This window comes from Sulfitobacter aquimarinus, from assembly GCF_040149565.1.
Taxonomy (GTDB): Bacteria; Pseudomonadota; Alphaproteobacteria; order Rhodobacterales; family Rhodobacteraceae; genus Sulfitobacter; species Sulfitobacter aquimarinus.
Genome location: NZ_JBEFLO010000005.1, coordinates 143,405 through 158,594 on the forward strand (window position 1 = coordinate 143,405; position 15,190 = coordinate 158,594).

At 61.0% G+C, this 15,190-nt stretch carries 13 protein-coding genes; 8 read left to right on the forward strand and 5 right to left on the reverse strand.

Features of this window, described 5'->3' with window-relative positions; translation table 11 throughout:
* The first annotated feature begins 11 nt into the window (after positions 1 to 11).
* The 4 genes from nuoN to ABMC88_RS11570 are packed head-to-tail and all read left to right on the forward strand — an operon-like array spanning position 12 to position 4,655.
* On the forward strand, positions 12 to 1,451 hold the full coding sequence (gene nuoN, locus ABMC88_RS11555) for an NADH-quinone oxidoreductase subunit NuoN (RefSeq protein WP_349577040.1): 1,440 nt from the start codon (positions 12 to 14) through the stop codon (positions 1,449 to 1,451).
* An 8-nt stretch (positions 1,452 to 1,459) separates the two neighbouring features.
* Positions 1,460 to 2,200, forward strand: a complete 741-nt coding sequence (locus tag ABMC88_RS11560; RefSeq protein ID WP_349577041.1) for a biotin--[acetyl-CoA-carboxylase] ligase — start codon at positions 1,460 to 1,462, stop codon at positions 2,198 to 2,200.
* 11 nt (positions 2,201 to 2,211) lie between these two features.
* Entirely contained in the window at positions 2,212 to 2,991 is a 780-nt protein-coding gene (locus ABMC88_RS11565) for a type III pantothenate kinase (RefSeq protein ID WP_349577042.1), read from the forward strand.
* A complete protein-coding gene (locus ABMC88_RS11570; protein WP_349577043.1) occupies positions 2,988 to 4,655 on the forward strand; it encodes a ribonuclease J in 1,668 nt (555 codons plus the stop codon). The genes ABMC88_RS11565 and ABMC88_RS11570 overlap by 4 nt, the downstream gene beginning before the upstream one ends.
* Before the next feature lie 12 nt (positions 4,656 to 4,667).
* Here ABMC88_RS11570 and ABMC88_RS11575 read toward each other — a convergent pair whose 3' ends face one another.
* From ABMC88_RS11575 to ABMC88_RS11595, 5 genes are all read right to left on the reverse strand, one after another.
* The gene (locus ABMC88_RS11575) at positions 4,668 to 5,057 is read right to left on the reverse strand and encodes a hypothetical protein (protein WP_349577044.1); all 390 of its coding nucleotides are present in this window, start codon (positions 5,055 to 5,057) and stop codon (positions 4,668 to 4,670) included.
* A gap of 59 nt (positions 5,058 to 5,116) precedes the next feature.
* Positions 5,117 to 6,724: a DEAD/DEAH box helicase gene (locus ABMC88_RS11580; RefSeq protein WP_349577045.1), complete on the reverse strand. Its 1,608-nt coding sequence runs from the start codon at positions 6,722 to 6,724 to the stop codon at positions 5,117 to 5,119.
* A gap of 123 nt (positions 6,725 to 6,847) precedes the next feature.
* Positions 6,848 to 7,798 carry a glycosyltransferase family 2 protein gene (locus tag ABMC88_RS11585; RefSeq protein WP_349577046.1) on the reverse strand — a complete coding sequence of 317 codons (951 nt, stop codon included), beginning with the start codon at positions 7,796 to 7,798 and terminating at the stop codon, positions 6,848 to 6,850.
* Positions 7,798 to 9,417, reverse strand: coding sequence for a peptide chain release factor 3 (locus tag ABMC88_RS11590; RefSeq protein ID WP_349577047.1), 1,620 nt, complete (start codon positions 9,415 to 9,417; stop codon positions 7,798 to 7,800). Before ABMC88_RS11590 ends, ABMC88_RS11585 begins: the two co-directional genes overlap by 1 nt.
* Positions 9,418 to 9,511: 94 nt before the next feature.
* The gene (locus ABMC88_RS11595) at positions 9,512 to 10,522 is read right to left on the reverse strand and encodes a Hint domain-containing protein (RefSeq protein ID WP_349577048.1); all 1,011 of its coding nucleotides are present in this window, start codon (positions 10,520 to 10,522) and stop codon (positions 9,512 to 9,514) included.
* Positions 10,523 to 10,664: 142 nt separating this feature from the next.
* Between ABMC88_RS11595 and ABMC88_RS11600 the strand changes: the two genes are divergently transcribed.
* The 4 genes from ABMC88_RS11600 (at position 10,665) to ABMC88_RS11615 (ending at position 15,169) form a co-directional block, all read left to right on the forward strand.
* A complete protein-coding gene (locus ABMC88_RS11600; RefSeq protein WP_349577049.1) occupies positions 10,665 to 11,444 on the forward strand; it encodes an SDR family oxidoreductase in 780 nt (259 codons plus the stop codon).
* Positions 11,444 to 12,568: a YhaZ family DNA alkylation repair protein gene (locus tag ABMC88_RS11605; RefSeq protein WP_349577050.1), complete on the forward strand. Its 1,125-nt coding sequence runs from the start codon at positions 11,444 to 11,446 to the stop codon at positions 12,566 to 12,568. The genes ABMC88_RS11600 and ABMC88_RS11605 overlap by 1 nt, the downstream gene beginning before the upstream one ends.
* 117 nt (positions 12,569 to 12,685) lie before the next feature.
* Entirely contained in the window at positions 12,686 to 14,041 is a 1,356-nt protein-coding gene (locus ABMC88_RS11610) for a sodium:proline symporter (protein ID WP_349577051.1), read from the forward strand.
* A 39-nt stretch (positions 14,042 to 14,080) separates the two neighbouring features.
* Complete coding sequence (locus ABMC88_RS11615; protein ID WP_349577052.1) at positions 14,081 to 15,169, forward strand: ABC transporter ATP-binding protein; 1,089 nt, start codon at positions 14,081 to 14,083, stop codon at positions 15,167 to 15,169.
* The last annotated feature ends 21 nt before the right edge of the window (positions 15,170 to 15,190 follow it).

The following is a 15,190-nucleotide window of genomic DNA, read 5'->3' on the forward strand; positions in this document are numbered from 1 at the left end:
GGGGAATACCGATGAGCAACGATATCATGCAAATCCTGCCAGAGATCATTCTGGCGCTCTTTGCCATTGCGGGGCTTATGGCCGGCGCATATGGCGGCAAGGACGCGATTGCGCGCCCGCTGCTGTGGGCCACTTCGCTGGTGATGGTGGGCGTTGCCGTGCTGGTTGCGACCAGCGGCGGCACCACGGTTGAGGCGTTTGGCGGCATGTTCGTGAACGACGGTTTTGCGCGCTTTGCTAAAGTTGCGATCCTCGTCTCGGCGGCCTGTGTTCTGATCATGTCCGAAGGATATATGAAGTCCCGCGACCTGCTGCGGTTTGAATATCCCGTCCTTGTCGCGCTCAGCGCGGTTGGCATGATGATGATGGTCAGCGCGGGCGACCTGATGGCGCTTTACATGGGGTTGGAACTGCAATCCCTGGCGCTTTATGTCGTCGCGTCCTTGCGCCGCGACAGCGTGAAATCCACCGAAGCTGGCTTGAAGTATTTCGTGCTGGGCGCGCTCAGCTCCGGTTTGCTTCTTTATGGGGCGTCGCTGGTTTACGGTTATGCAGGGACCACGCTGTTTTCGGGGATCATCACCACTGCCCAAGCGGGGGAGACCTCTATCGGGATGCTGTTCGGGATCGTTTTCCTGATCTCGGGCCTTGCGTTCAAAGTATCGGCTGTGCCGTTCCACATGTGGACGCCGGACGTCTATGAAGGCTCGCCCACACCCGTCACGGCCTTCTTTGCCACGGCTCCCAAAGTCGCTGCGATGGCGCTTTTTGCCCGTGTTCTGCACGACGCATTCGGCAATGCCGTCAGCGATTGGAGCCAGATCGTCGCGCTGCTGTCGGTCCTGTCGATGTTCCTTGGCGCTGTGGCTGCAATTGGCCAGACGGATATCAAACGTCTGATGGCGTTCTCGTCGATTGCACATATGGGCTATGCGCTGATGGGCTTGGCGGCGGGCACGGCCTTTGGCGTGCAGGCGATGCTGGTCTATATGGCGATCTATGTTACGATGAATGTCGGCATCTTTGCCTTCATCTTGTTGATGGAGAAAGACGGCGCGCCAGTTACAGATATTCGGGCGCTTAACATGTACTCCAAATCCCACCCGGGCCGTGCGCTGGCGCTGCTTGCGCTGATGTTCAGCCTTGCGGGCGTGCCGCCGTTCCTTGGCTTCTTTGGCAAGCTTTATGTGCTGCGCGCGGCTTATGATGGCGGCCTTGCATGGCTGGCGATTGCGGGCGTGATTGCTTCGGTGATCGGCGCGTATTACTATCTGCGGATCGTGTTCTTCATGTACTTCGGTGACGACAATACCGAAGAGTTGGACAGCAATCGTGGTGGTATTCTGGGCGGATTCCTGATCGCCTCGGCGGTGATCATGGTTGTCGGCATCATCAATATGTTCGGTGTTGAGGGGGCTGCGGCTTCGGCGGCGGCGACGTTGGTGCAATAGAGCATCCCGTGACGGATTGGCCGCAAGGCTACGGGCGGCACGTCTTTGACAGTATCGATTCGACCCTGTCTGAGGCGGCCCGCATGGCCCCCACATTGCGCGGTTCTGCGTGGATTTTGGCACAAGAGCAAACTGCCGCACGTGGCAGGCGCGGGCGGTCGTGGTCCACACCGCGCGGCAATTTTGCTGGCACGCTGATCACCCCGCGCACAGGCTCGCCTGCGAATGCCGCCTTGCGCAGCTTTGTCGCCAGCCTTGCCCTGCACGACGCCTTTGTCGCGCTGACGGGCAAGCCGGAGGCCTTTGCGCTGAAATGGCCCAATGATGTGTTGCTGAACGGTGGCAAGGTCGCGGGCATCTTGCTGGAGACGCATGGCGATCATCTGGTCATCGGCATTGGCGTGAACCTTGCCCATGCGCCCGATCCCGCACAGCTAGAGGCGCGGGCGCTGGCCCCCGTCAGCGTCGTTGGTGAGACGGGCGTACAGATCGCGCCCGAAGCCTTCCTCGATGCGCTGGCCGCTGCTTATGCCCGCTATGAGACGCAATTCACCACATACGGCTTTGCGCCCATTCGCAGCGCTTGGTTGTCCCACGCGGCCCGCATCGGCGAGGTCGTGACGGCACGTACCATGCGCGACGAGACGGTTGGCGTGTTCGAAGATGTGGACGCGGATGGCAACCTTATATTAAGCACACCCAAGGGCCGCGTGGCGATCACGGCGGCAGATGTGTATTTTGAAGGCTGAGGAGGGCGCACATGCTCTTGGCGATTGATTGCGGCAATACCAACACCGTGTTCTCCATCTGGGACGGGTCCGAGTTTATCGCTACTTGGCGCACCGCCACCGAATGGCAGCGCACGGCGGACCAGTATTACGTCTGGCTTAGCACGTTGATGAAGCTGCGAAATATCGATGCCGAGATTACGGATGTGATTGTGTCCTCTACAGTGCCGCGTGTTGTGTGGAACTTGCGGGTGCTGGCGGACCGTTACTTTGACACCCGCCCCATCGTGGTGGGCAAGCCCGAATGCGCATTGCCGGTCGAGATGCGGGTAGATGCGGGCACGGCCGTTGGGCCGGACCGTTTGGTGAATACCGTTGCGGGGTTTGACCTCTATGGCGGCGATCTGATTATCGTCGACTTTGGCACCGCGACCACCTTTGATGTGGCAGACGCGGATGGGGCCTATATCGGGGGGGTGATTGCCCCCGGTGTGAACCTCAGCCTTGAGGCGCTGCACAACGCTGCGGCCGCTTTGCCCCATGTCGATATCTCGAAGCCGCATCAGGTGATCGGTACGAATACCGTTGCTTGTATGCAATCTGGCGTCTTCTGGGGTTACATTGGCCTCGTCCGTGAGATATGTGCGCGGATAAAAGCGGAGCACGGACGCAATATGCGTGTGATCTCCACTGGCGGGCTCGCGCCGCTGTTTCAGCAGGCCGAAGCCGTCTTTGATGAATATCATGATGATCTTACGATGCACGGCCTGACCGTGATACATAAATATAACAAGGAAAATGCTTTAATATGAGCAGTGAAAGATTGATCTACCTTCCCCTCGGCGGGGCGGGTGAAATTGGCATGAACGCCTATGTCTACGGATATGGCAAGCCGAACAAGGAACGCCTGATTGTCGTAGACATCGGCGTGGCCTTTCCCGATATGGATACCTCGCCCGGCGTTGATTTGATCATCGCCGACATCGACTGGCTGGTGCAGCGCAAAGACCGCATTGAAGCGGTGTTTGTGACCCACGCCCATGAGGACCACGTGGGCGGCATCGCCCATACCTATGACCGGCTGCAAGCGCCCATTTATGCGCGCAAGTTCACCGCCAACATTGCCAAGCGCAAGATGGGTGAATACAGCCACCCCGATGACGCGGTGAATGTCGTTGGCATCTTCCCGCATCAGGTTGACGCGGGCCCGTTCAAGGTTGGCTTCCAGCCGATCTCGCACTCGATCCCCGAAAGTTCGGCGCTGGTTATCGACACGCCTGCGGGCCGCATCGTGCACTCGGGCGATTTCAAAGTGGATCTGACTCCCGGTGTGGGCGAACCGTTCGACCCCGCAGCCTTTGAGGACATCGCAAAGGACGGCGTCAAAGCCTTGGTCTGCGACAGTACAAACGTCTTCTCCAAAGACAAAGGCCGCTCTGAGGCGACATTGCCCGACGCGATCACCGAGCTGGTCGCGGGCGCTTCCGGCATGGTTGTGGCCACGACATTCGCCTCGAACGTGGCGCGGGTGAAAACCCTTGCGGTTGCTGGCCAGAAAGCAGGCCGTTCTGTTGTGCTGCTGGGCCGCGCGATGAAGCGGATGGTCGAGGCCTCGGTCGAGACAGGTGTGCTCAAAGATTTCCCGCCCACGGTCAGCCCGGAGCAGGCGCGTGACATCCCGCGTGAGAACCTGTTGCTGCTGGTCACCGGATCGCAGGGCGAACGGCGTGCGGCCTCGGCGCAACTGGCGCGAGGCAAATATATGGGTCTGACGATGCAAGAGGGGGACATGTTCCTGTTCTCGTCCAAGACCATCCCGGGCAATGAAAAAGGCGTCATTCGCATCATCAACCAGTTCTCTGAAATGGGTGTGGATGTGGTCGATGACAGCTCTGGCAAGTACCACGTGTCGGGCCACGCGAACCGCCCCGACATCGAGACGCTGCATGACCTGATCAAACCGCAGGTTGTGATCCCCATGCACGGCGAACATCGTCACCTGCGTGAACATGCCAAGATTGCGGACAGCAAAGGCTACACAGGTGTGTTGGCCGTGAACGGTATGATGATTGATCTGTCAGGCAACGCGCCTACCGTGGCCGAATATGTCGAGACAGGGCGCACCTATATCGACGGTTCTGTTCAGGTCGGCGCGCTCGACGGGGTGGTCCGTGACCGCATCCGCATGGCGCTGAACGGGCATATGACCGTGACCGTGCTGATGGACGAAAACGACGAGCCGTTGGGCGAGCCATGGGTTGATGCCATGGGCCTGCCAGATATGGGCATCTCGAAGGCGTCATTGGTGGATGTGGTTGAGCAGGACCTGAGCCAATGGCTGGGCCGTGCAAAGGCCGCGACGTTGCGTGACGACAAGGCGCTGGACGACGGGCTGCGCAAAGCGGCACGTCAATCGGCGCAAAACGAGATCGGCAAAAAGCCAGAAGTAACAGTAGTGGTCAGCCGTCTGAGCTGACCACATTTGGGGTCATTTCAGGTAACCGTAGAAACACGATACGGCGTCCTGGAATGACACATCCCTGCCGCGCTTGTTATAGGCGCGTTCCGCTTTTGTGGTCACACCGCCTGCATCCATAACCGCAAAAGCGGCCAGCGCCGCGGGGCTGTCGGACGCGTCTGCGCCGCGCTTGGCATAGCTTTGAGCGATGTCTTTTTTGGCGGCTTTGATCGCTTGGTTGCGGGTGTAAGTCTTGCCTTTCCATTCAACCTTGGCGCCGCGGTCCGGCACGCGGTCGATCCAGCTTGCCAGCCATTTGTCACGGTCGGGAATGGAGTTGTAACAACCAGCATGGGCCGTCCCCGCAAGCACGAGCACTGCCGCCGTAGCGCAGGACAGCAGTTTGGACATCTTGGTCATAAAAACTCTCCTAAAAGGAGAGTTTTTATGACCAAGAAACCTTTGCAAGCAAAAACTGATCAGTCCTTTGGACGATCCGCAAAGCTCAGCTCGATGAACGTGGGCGTATGATCGCCAAGACCGACGACTTTGTTCCCACCGCGGTCATTGTTGCTGTTGGAACTGCGACCGCCACGCGAGCGTGAAGAGCGGCGCTCGGAGGTGTCTTTGGGCGCGTTGCGCTGCTGCTCTGGTTGCTTCGGGGCAGGGGCTTTCGCGGTCTCTTGCTGTGGTGCGTCCTGCTTCGGGGCTTCGGCCTGAGGGGGGGCCTCTTTCGGGGCTTCCATCGCACGAGAGTTCGCCTTGGGCGGCTCAACTGTGCGGGCCTTGGCTTCGGGCAAATCTGCGGTTGCCGCATCCGGGGCAGGCGTGGCGGCAGGTTTGCGGCTGCGCGAACGGGTGCGCTTTGGCTTGTCCTCGGTCGCGGTGGGGGCGGCCTCCTCGCTGGGCTTCGCCCGCTCCTCGGCGGGTTTACCGACGCTTAGCAGGTTCTCAAGACGCGGGATTTCCTTTTGCACAAGGCGTTCAACGTCTTCAAAGTTCTTTTCGTCACGCGGCACGCAGATCATGATGGCTTTGCCATCACGGCCCGCACGGCCGGTGCGCCCGATACGGTGTACGTAGTCTTCGGCGTGGCTTGGCACATCAAAGTTGAACACGTGGCTCACGGACGGCACATCAAGGCCCCGCGCCGCCACATCAGAGGCCACAAGGAAACGCAGATCGCCTGCGCGGAACCCGTCAAGGGTTTTGGTCCGCTGGCTTTGGTCCAGATCACCGTGGATCGGGGCCGCGTCGTAGTTATATTTCTTGAGCGATTTTGCCACCGCGTCCACATCCATCTTGCGGTTGCAAAAGATGATCGCGTTGGTGCATGTCTCGCCTTCGGCGTCGATCAGCGCGCGCAGCAGCTTGCGCTTTTCAGTGGCTTCACGGTCTTTGCGCGATGCTTTGAACATCACCACACCCTGTTCGATATTCTCGGAGGTGGTCGCCTGACGCGCCATCTCGATCCGCTCGGGGTTGGAGAGGAAGGTGTTGGTAATCCGCTCGATCTCGGGCGCCATGGTGGCGGAGAAGAACAGCGTCTGGCGGGTGAAGGGCGTCAGGCCAAAGATGCGTTCGATGTCGGGAATGAACCCCATGTCGAGCATACGGTCGGCTTCATCTACAACCATGACCTTCACGTCCGTCAGGATCAGTTTGCCACGCTCGTGGTGGTCCAGAAGGCGGCCGGGCGTGGCGATCAGTACATCGACGCCTTTGTCGATCAGCTTGTCCTGTTCCTTGAACGAGACGCCACCGATCAGCAGCGCCTTGGTCAGTTTGGTGTATTTCGCATAAGTGTCAAAGTTTTCAGCCACCTGCGCGGCAAGTTCGCGTGTGGGGCAGAGCACAAGGCTGCGCGGCATCCGCGCCCGTGCGCGGCCCCGCGCCAGCATGGTGATCATCGGCAGCGTAAAGCTGGCGGTTTTGCCGGTGCCTGTCTGGGCGATGCCCAGAACGTCGCGGCCCTCAAGGGCGGGGGGAATGGCGCCCGCCTGAATCGGTGTGGGGCTGGTATAGCCGGCTTCGTCAATGGCTTTGAGAACCTTTGGGTTCAAGCTGAGGTCACTAAATTTTGTCATGTGTATCCGTTAGTTGCGGACACAATCTGGCCCGCGGCAGCATCTACGTCGGCCCGATTGGCCCAAAGGGCGGCACCTGCCGCGACATATCTGCGTAGCGCATACCAATTTGTGCGTGCAGCGTCAAATATAAGGGATGTCGGGGAAGTGTTTGACGATATTTGTGTCAAAATTGAACGTAGCGCACATCAAATGCCCCGCGTCTTCCAGCCGCGCACGCAGGGCAGGGGTATCGGCGCAGACTTCGTCGAAAAAGGCGCGCAGGCCTGCATCGCCTTCTTCCTCGGCAATCGCGGTGAAAAGCTCGTGCATGGTGATGCCGCCACGGTCGCGGGCGCGGGACGGTCCCAGATCCGCACGGTAGGACCCCTCGCGGTGGCGATAGGCGAAATGGGCGTGCCATGTCTCCCAATCGGTGGCGTGGAAATGGGCCAGATGCAGCTCTGGCAGCTCAACGTGGTTGGGGTTCGTCTCACCGTGCAGAAAGGCGTTGTGGATGCGGAATTTGAGGCCCTCAAGCCCCGTGCGTACAAATATCTTGCCCGCGATATGGCTGAGAAACCCGCCCTTCAGATGCTCCCCATAGGTGGGGTAGAGCCGCGCCACGGTGCGTTCGCGGGCTTTGCCTGCGGGGATGAACGTCTTGAACGCGGCCTCGGTTTGCGGGTCGCCACCTGCCAGCAGCTCCATGGGGCGCGCACGCGCACATTGCACCGTGTCGGGCAGGGTGCCCAGCAAGCTGGCGATCTGCGGGCCGCTCACCAAAAACTCGTCCACATCCATATGCATCAGCCAGTCCACGTCCCCGGCGCGGGCATAGGCGCGGGTGGCGTTAAAGGTTTGGCGCGGCTGGTGCATGTCGGGGCGCGAGCCGTTGTGGCGCTTCCAATAGCCTTCGTCGGTGCGCACTACACGGCAACGCGGATGGGCGCGCAGGGCTTCCTGAGCGCTTTCATTCGGCGCGTCGAGGTAGATATAGACGCGGTGGGCACCCAATTCGAGGTGATGGGCAACAAAGCGCAGGATGGCGGGCGTGTCCGCCTTGATCGTCGCTATGATGCCCCAAGTGGTCACTAGACCATCATCTCTTTGGTCGCGGTCAGCTTTACATCGGGGTAGTCGCGGTCGACGCGGTCAATGTCCCACTGAAGGCGGGTGAGGTAGACGATATCACCGTCATGATCGTGGGCGATATGCTGTTTGTTGGCCTCGGTAAATTTGTCCACCGCCGTTTTATCTCCTGCGACCCAGCGGGCTGAGGTGAATTGCGACGGCTCGAACCGCACGGGCAGGCCGTATTCCAGCTCGATCCGCGACGCCAGCACTTCGAACTGCAATTGACCCACAACGCCCACAACAAAGCCCGACCCGATGGAGGGTTTGAAGACCTTTGCGGCACCTTCCTCGGCAAACTGCATCAGCGCCTTTTCGAGGTGTTTCGATTTCAACGGATCACCCGCACGCACCCCTTGTAGCAATTCAGGTGCAAAAGAGGGGATGCCCGTCACGCGGATCGCCTCGCCCTCGGTCAGCGTGTCGCCGATGCGCAGCTGTCCGTGATTGGGGATGCCGATGATGTCGCCGGCCCATGCTTCCTCGGCCAGCTCACGGTCAGAGGCGAGGAACATGACGGGATTGGTAATGCTCATCGGTTTCTTGGAGCGCACATGGGTAAGCTTCATCCCCCGCGTGAAGTGCCCCGACGCCAGCCGCACAAAGGCCACGCGGTCGCGGTGCTTTGGGTCCATATTGGCCTGCACTTTGAACACAAAGCCCGCGACCTTCTTTTCCTCGGGCAGGATTTGGCGCGGCTCTGCCTTCTGGATCTGCGGTTCCGGCCCGAAAGTGGCGATGCCGTCCATTAGCTCTTTCACGCCAAAGCTGTTGATTGCAGAGCCGAACCAAATGGGCGTGAGCGAGCCTTCGGCCATGAGTTCGGGGTCCAGCGGCGGCATCAATTCGCGCACCATTTCAAGGTCTTCGCGCAACTTCTCCAGCAGCTCGGCAGGGACATGCTCGGCCAGTTTCGGATCATCAAGGCCGTTGATCTCGATGCTTTCCGCCACTTTGTTGCGGTCGGCGCGGTCCATCAGTTCCAAACGGTCGCGCTGGATGTCGTAACAGCCGACAAAGTCGCGGCCCACGCCGATGGGCCAGCTGGCTGGGGTCACGTCGATCGCAAGGTTTTGCTGGATCTCGTCGATGATCTCGAACACATCGCGGCTCTCACGGTCCATTTTGTTACAAAACGTCAGGATCGGCAGGTCGCGCATACGGCAGACTTCAAACAGCTTTTGCGTCTGGCTTTCCACGCCTTTTGCCCCGTCAATCACCATCACAGCCGCGTCCACAGCCGTCAGCGTGCGATAGGTATCTTCCGAGAAATCCGAGTGACCCGGCGTGTCCACCAGATTGAAACGAAAGTTCGTGCCCTTGTTCATGAAATCAAACGACATGGCCGAGGCAGAGACGGAAATGCCGCGGTCTTTCTCCATCGCCATAAAGTCGGAGCGCGTGCGCCGCGCTTCGCCTTTGGCCCGCACCTGACCCGCCATTTGGATCGCCCCGCCAAAAAGCAGGAACTTTTCCGTCAGCGTCGTCTTGCCCGCATCGGGGTGGCTGATGATCGCAAAGGTGCGGCGGCGGGCGATCTCCGCAGGCAAGTCGGGGCGATTGTCATTGCTGTCCAGCATGTTACGGGTCAAACCTTATGTAATACATCAACTGCGTTACGCGCAGCATATCATTGGCCCGCATACATACCTTACTGCGCCCCCAAGGCAAGCCTCAGCGGCTGGAGGCTTTTTTCAGCATGGCCGCCGCATCGGGCCGCTTCAGCAGCCCTTCGGAGACATCAAGGCCCGCGTGCGGCAGATCAGAATGGCCAGGCACGTGGGCCCCAAGGCTTTGCGACAGATCGCTGGGCAGCACGGCGCGGGTGCGGCTGGTGATCAGCATCGATTCCGCCGCGATCCCTTCGGCATAAATGATCTGGTGGCTGTCAAACAGCAGTTGGAAGTAGTCGACAAAGCCGCCCTCGGCCACGGTCACGGTCTCGCCGTTGACCAGATGACGCGCCTTGACCAGCAGCTCGGACCGGCCCGCGCCCAGTTCATCCGTGCGTTGATAGATGAACAGACGGTGGTCGGGGCTGACCAGCAGGTCGGCATCATTGTTCAGCGTGCCTGCGCGGATGCGAATGGGGGCGAATTCGCCCACCGCACGGGTGGTCGAGGAGCCGACCCAGCGCAGGGTTTGCACACCGTCATCGCGGGTCAGCACGCGGTCGCCCTCGGCCAGTTCCTCAACAGGTTTTTGCGCGCCTGATGCCATGGTGATATGGGTGCCACGGGTAAAGCTGACGCAGGCCACTTGCGCGAATTTCGCATGGGCCTGATCGCGGTCGATGCCCACAAGGCGGTATTCCACGCCCGCGTTCAACGTGCTGAAGGGCAACAGGTAGACTTCGGCCACATTGCCTTCGGTATCGACCTCTACCATCACCAGAACATCGCAGGTCGACCCGTCGGGCGACATAAACATCAACGCGCTGTCCAGATGCACCGCCCCATCGGGCGTGCCGATGCTGGTGTCATGCCCGATGCCAAAGCTCGCGTCATCGCGGGCGGTCAGCGACAGGCGGGCAGGCTCTGCCCCGAAATCCAGCTCATAGACATCGTCCATGATAAGCTCGCTCGAGAACGAGATCACATCCCCCATATTCGCGCCATCGGTCGCGCGGATCTGGCCCGCCGTGTAGACGGGAACGCTTTGGGACGAGAGGGAGCCTGTGGTCATGAGCGGGTGCCTTTTGAGGTCTGGTTTTGCGCGTGGCTATAGTAGAATTGTGGCGATGCGTGGTCAATGACGGGGTGTTTTGCTGGCGGTTGGTTGCGGTCTGCGGTAGCACCTGTGCAAGCTTACAATAGGGAGAGTTGTTATGGATCTTGGCATCAAAGGGAAAAAGGCGCTGGTCTGCGCGTCGTCAAAGGGCTTGGGCCTTGGCTGCGCAGAGGCATTGGCCGCTGCGGGCGTAAATCTGGTGATGAACGCACGCGGGGCCGAGGCGCTGGATGCCTCTGCTGCGCGTTTGCGCGAAACATACGGCGTGGACATCACCACCGTTGCCGCTGATGTGGCGACCCAAGAGGGGCAGGCGGCCGTCATCGACGCGGCACAGGGCGTTGATATTCTGGTAAATAACGCGGGTGGCCCGCCTCCCGGCATGTGGAGCGATTGGGACCGTGATGATTTCATCGCAGCCCTCGATGCAAATATGCTGGCCCCCATCGCGCTGATCAAAGCGTTGATCCCTGCGATGATGGATCGCGGCTGGGGCCGTGTGGTCAACATCACCTCGCAGTCGGTGCGTGCGCCTATTGGTGTGTTGGGCCTCAGCAACGCGGCCCGCACGGGCCTGACCGGATATGTCGCAGGCACCAGCCGTCAGGTGGCGGGCAAGGGCGTGACAATCAACAACCTGCTGCCCGGCATCCATGCGACCGACCGCGCAGATGCGCTGGACGGGGCCGTGGTCGCCGCCCGCAACATCACGATTGAGGACGCCCGCAACGAGCGTGCAGCCACGATCCCTGCGGGCCGCTATGGCACCCGCGACGAATTCGGCGCCGCTTGTGCGTTCCTGTGTTCGACACATGCGGGGTTCATCGTGGGGCAGTCGATCCTGCTGGATGGTGGTGCTACGAATATCACCATGTAATGGCTGATAAAACCCTGATGAAAGACCAGCTGTTCAATGCCACAAGCGTCGGGCAGTTGGCGGATGAATTTGCCGCAGGCGTGGCGGGGTTTGATCCCGCCCGCTTTGCCCGCGACAGTCTGGCGGGCTTCGCTGAGCGTGAATTGATGGCGCGGATGGAGTGGATGGCCGATTGTCTGGAGACGCAGTTGGCCGCTGATTTCCCCACCATGGCAGACCAGCTGGAGGCCGCGATGCCTGCGCCGCTGGACCCTGCGTTGCGCGACGATGACTTTGGCCATTTCATCCACGCGCTGCCCGGTATTCTGGCCGCACGGCACGGGTTGGAGAACCACCGCTCCCGTGCGATGGAGTTGCTCTATGCCGCCACGCAGCGTTTCTCAATGGAGTTCTACATCCGCGCTTTCCTCAACCGCTGGCCTGACGAGACATTGGCGCAGCTGGCCCTCTGGGCGGGCGATACGAACTATCACGTGCGCCGATTGGTGAGCGAGGGGACGCGCCCGCGTTTGCCTTGGGCCGTGGGAGTCGGATTGACGCCTGCGCAAACGCTGCCGCTGTTGGATATGCTGCACGCCGATCCTGCGCGCTTTGTCACGCGCTCGGTGGCGAACCACCTCAATGACCTCAGCAAAATCGCGCCCGACAAGGTGCTGGACCGTTTGGCCCGTTGGCAGGCCGAGGGCCGCCAAACCCCGAAAGAGCTGGCATGGATGCGCCGCCACGCATTGCGCACGCTGATAAAACAGGGACATGCGGGCGCGATGGCGGCCTTGGGCTACCGCGCGGATGCCTTTGTTGAGGCGCAGATCACGCTGGGGGCCGTGCGTGTGCCCATCGGCGGGGCGCTTGATCTTCAGATCACCCTGACCAGCGCCGAGGACTTGCCCGTTCTGGTAGATTACCGTCTGGAATTTGCCCGCGCAGGCGGCAAGACAGCGCAAAAGGTGTTCAAGTTGAAGGCCGCCGAGGTGAAGGCGGGGGTGCCGCTGGCTTTGCGCAAGGCGCACAAGCTCAAGGGCGGGGCCAGCACATTTACGCTTTATCCCGGTGCGCACCGCGTGACGGTGCAGGTGAACGGCCGCGATGTCGGGACAGCCGCGTTTGACCTGACCGAGGGGTGATCCGCCCGCTCATAGCGGCCATTCTCACTTTTATGCGAGCCGCAGCATTTTAAGATGGTGCGACAAGGCCATGCGCGGTTATCTGCCGCGAAACAGACCCAATAGAGAGTAAGCCCCATGTCCCCCGTCCTTCTGATCGCCGCCTTTGGCCTGATTATCGCGGCCTCTGTCGTCGCAGCCCCCCGCCGTGCCAGCGTCGAAGGGTTCTTTGGCGGGCAAGGGGCGGCGGGCGCCGCGCCTGGCATGTGGGTTTTGGTGCTAAGTCAGGTCACCACATGGATTTTCGCCCGCAGCCTGATGAATGCCGCGATCTTGGGCTATTACTATGGCATCGCAGGCACGTTGGCCTACGCGGGATATTACGCATCCTTCCTGACGGGCGGCTTTATCGTGGGCCATTTGCGGCAGGGCGGCGCGACGTCGGTGCAGGACTGGCTGGGCGCGCGCTTTGGCAGCATTGGTAACGGGTGCTATAACTTCGTGATCGCCTTGCGACTGTTGTCCGAAGTTTTTGCCAATCTGATTGTTGTCGGCCTCATCTTTAACGCGGTTCTGGAGGGCAGCGGCACGGCGGCGATCTGGATCGTCGCGGTTGTGGGGCTTGGGTATTCCGCGTGGGGCGGCCTGTCGGCGGCGCTGCGCACGGATGTTTTGCAGATGGCGGTGTTTGTTGTTGTCTTCGGCATCGCCTTTGTGGCCTTGGTTCTTGGGCCTGCTTTCGATCTGGGCGCGGTGCTGACGGCCTCTGGCACCGCGGGCAGCTATAACGGATGGGTCTTGCTGGCTGTGGCCGCGTTGCAGGTGTTTTCCTACCCTGCGCATGATCCGGTGATGATGGACCGCGGCTTTATCGCCGACAAGGCGACGACGCGGGCGTCCTTTTTGCACGCTTTCTGGATCAGCACGCTGTGCATTATCGGTTTTGGCTTCTTTGGCATTCAGGCGGGGCTGGTGGGCGCCGCCTATGAAGGGCAGCTCATCGGCACTTGGGCCACGATGTTCCCTGCGTGGGTGTTTGGCCTGCTGATGATCTCGCTGCTTGTCTCGGCGCTCAGCACGCTTGATTCCGCGCTGTCATCGGCCGCACGTCTGGTGGTGGTCGAGGGCGGGTTGCCGCGCAGTCTGGGCGCGGGGCGGGCCGTGATGGTTGTCTTTATGCTGGCGGGAACGCTGCTGACGCTATGGGGTAATGCGACGCTGTTTGATGCGGTGGCAGTCAGCGGGACGGCCTCGATGTTTCTGACGCCTGTGCTGGTTGTGGGGCTGGTGATGGGCCGCCGGATCGCGCTGTGGTCCTATCTGGTGGCCTTTGCCGCCGCGATTGCAGGCGCGTTTGTCTACTTTGCCCGCGGGTGGGACAGTGTCACACCGTGGCTGATGGAAGGGCACAAGTACGAGCAGTTGCTGCTGATCTGCATCTGCGTGCTGGTCACAGGCTTTGCGGCGGTGCTTGCGGGGGGCAGCCGCCGCTGATAGCAGGTATCCGACTGAATTAATCGGATACCCCGCCGCATGCAGAACGAGACGCCCCGTCTGGAAATCCGCAACCTGCGCCGCAGCTTTGAGGGCCGCGCCGTGGTCGACGACGTGAGCCTGACAATCATGCCGGGGCAGGTGACCTGCCTGCTGGGCCCGTCGGGCTGTGGCAAGTCAACAACCCTGCGGATGATCGCAGGCGTCGAGATGCAGGACAGCGGCACAATCCATGTGGATGGCAAGCTGATTTGCGACACGGTGTTCCGCGTCCCGCCCGAGCGGCGCGAGATTGGCCTGATGTTTCAGGACTTTGCTCTGTTCCCGCATCTGAGCGTGGCGCAAAATGTGGCCTACGGGCTGCGCGGCACCAAGGCCGAGAAACGCGCAAGGGTCGAGGAATTGCTGGCCCGCGTCGACCTCACGCGGTTCATCGACGGCTTCCCGCACCAGCTGTCGGGGGGCGAGCAGCAGCGCGTGGCGCTGGCCCGCGCACTGGCCCCGCGTCCGCGGATCATGCTGATGGACGAGCCGTTCAGCGGTCTTGATAACCGCCTGCGCGACGGTATCCGTGATGAGACGCTGAGCATCCTGAAAGAAGAAGACACCGCCGTGCTGCTGGTCACGCACGAGCCGGATGAGGCGATGCGCATGGCCGACGAGATCGCGCTGATGCGCGACGGCAAGATTGTGCAGCAGGGCGCGCCCTATAATGTCTACACGCGGCCCTTGGACCGTGCGGCGGTCTCGTTCTTCTCGGATGCCAATGTGCTGCGCGCGCGGGTCGAAGGGGCGCTGGCGCAAACGCCGTTTGGCAGGTTTCTGGCACCCGGTGTGCCCGATGGCACTGACGTCGACATTGTGTTCCGCCCGCAGCATGTGCGGATTGATTTTGACCGTGCGGGCAAAGGGCCACTGCCCACTGCCGCCGACGGCACGCCTGCACGCGCCGTGGTCGAGCGGGCGCGGTTTATGGGCAACGAAAGCCTGATCGAATTTCGCATGGACCATGACGGCAGCGTGCTCAAGGCCACGGTGCCCAATGTGTTCATGCCTGCCGCAGGCACCGTTATGTGGCTGACAATCCGCCGTGATCGGTGTTTTGTATTCGGCAGGGACGCGCATTGATCGGGTTCGGGGCAACTTTGT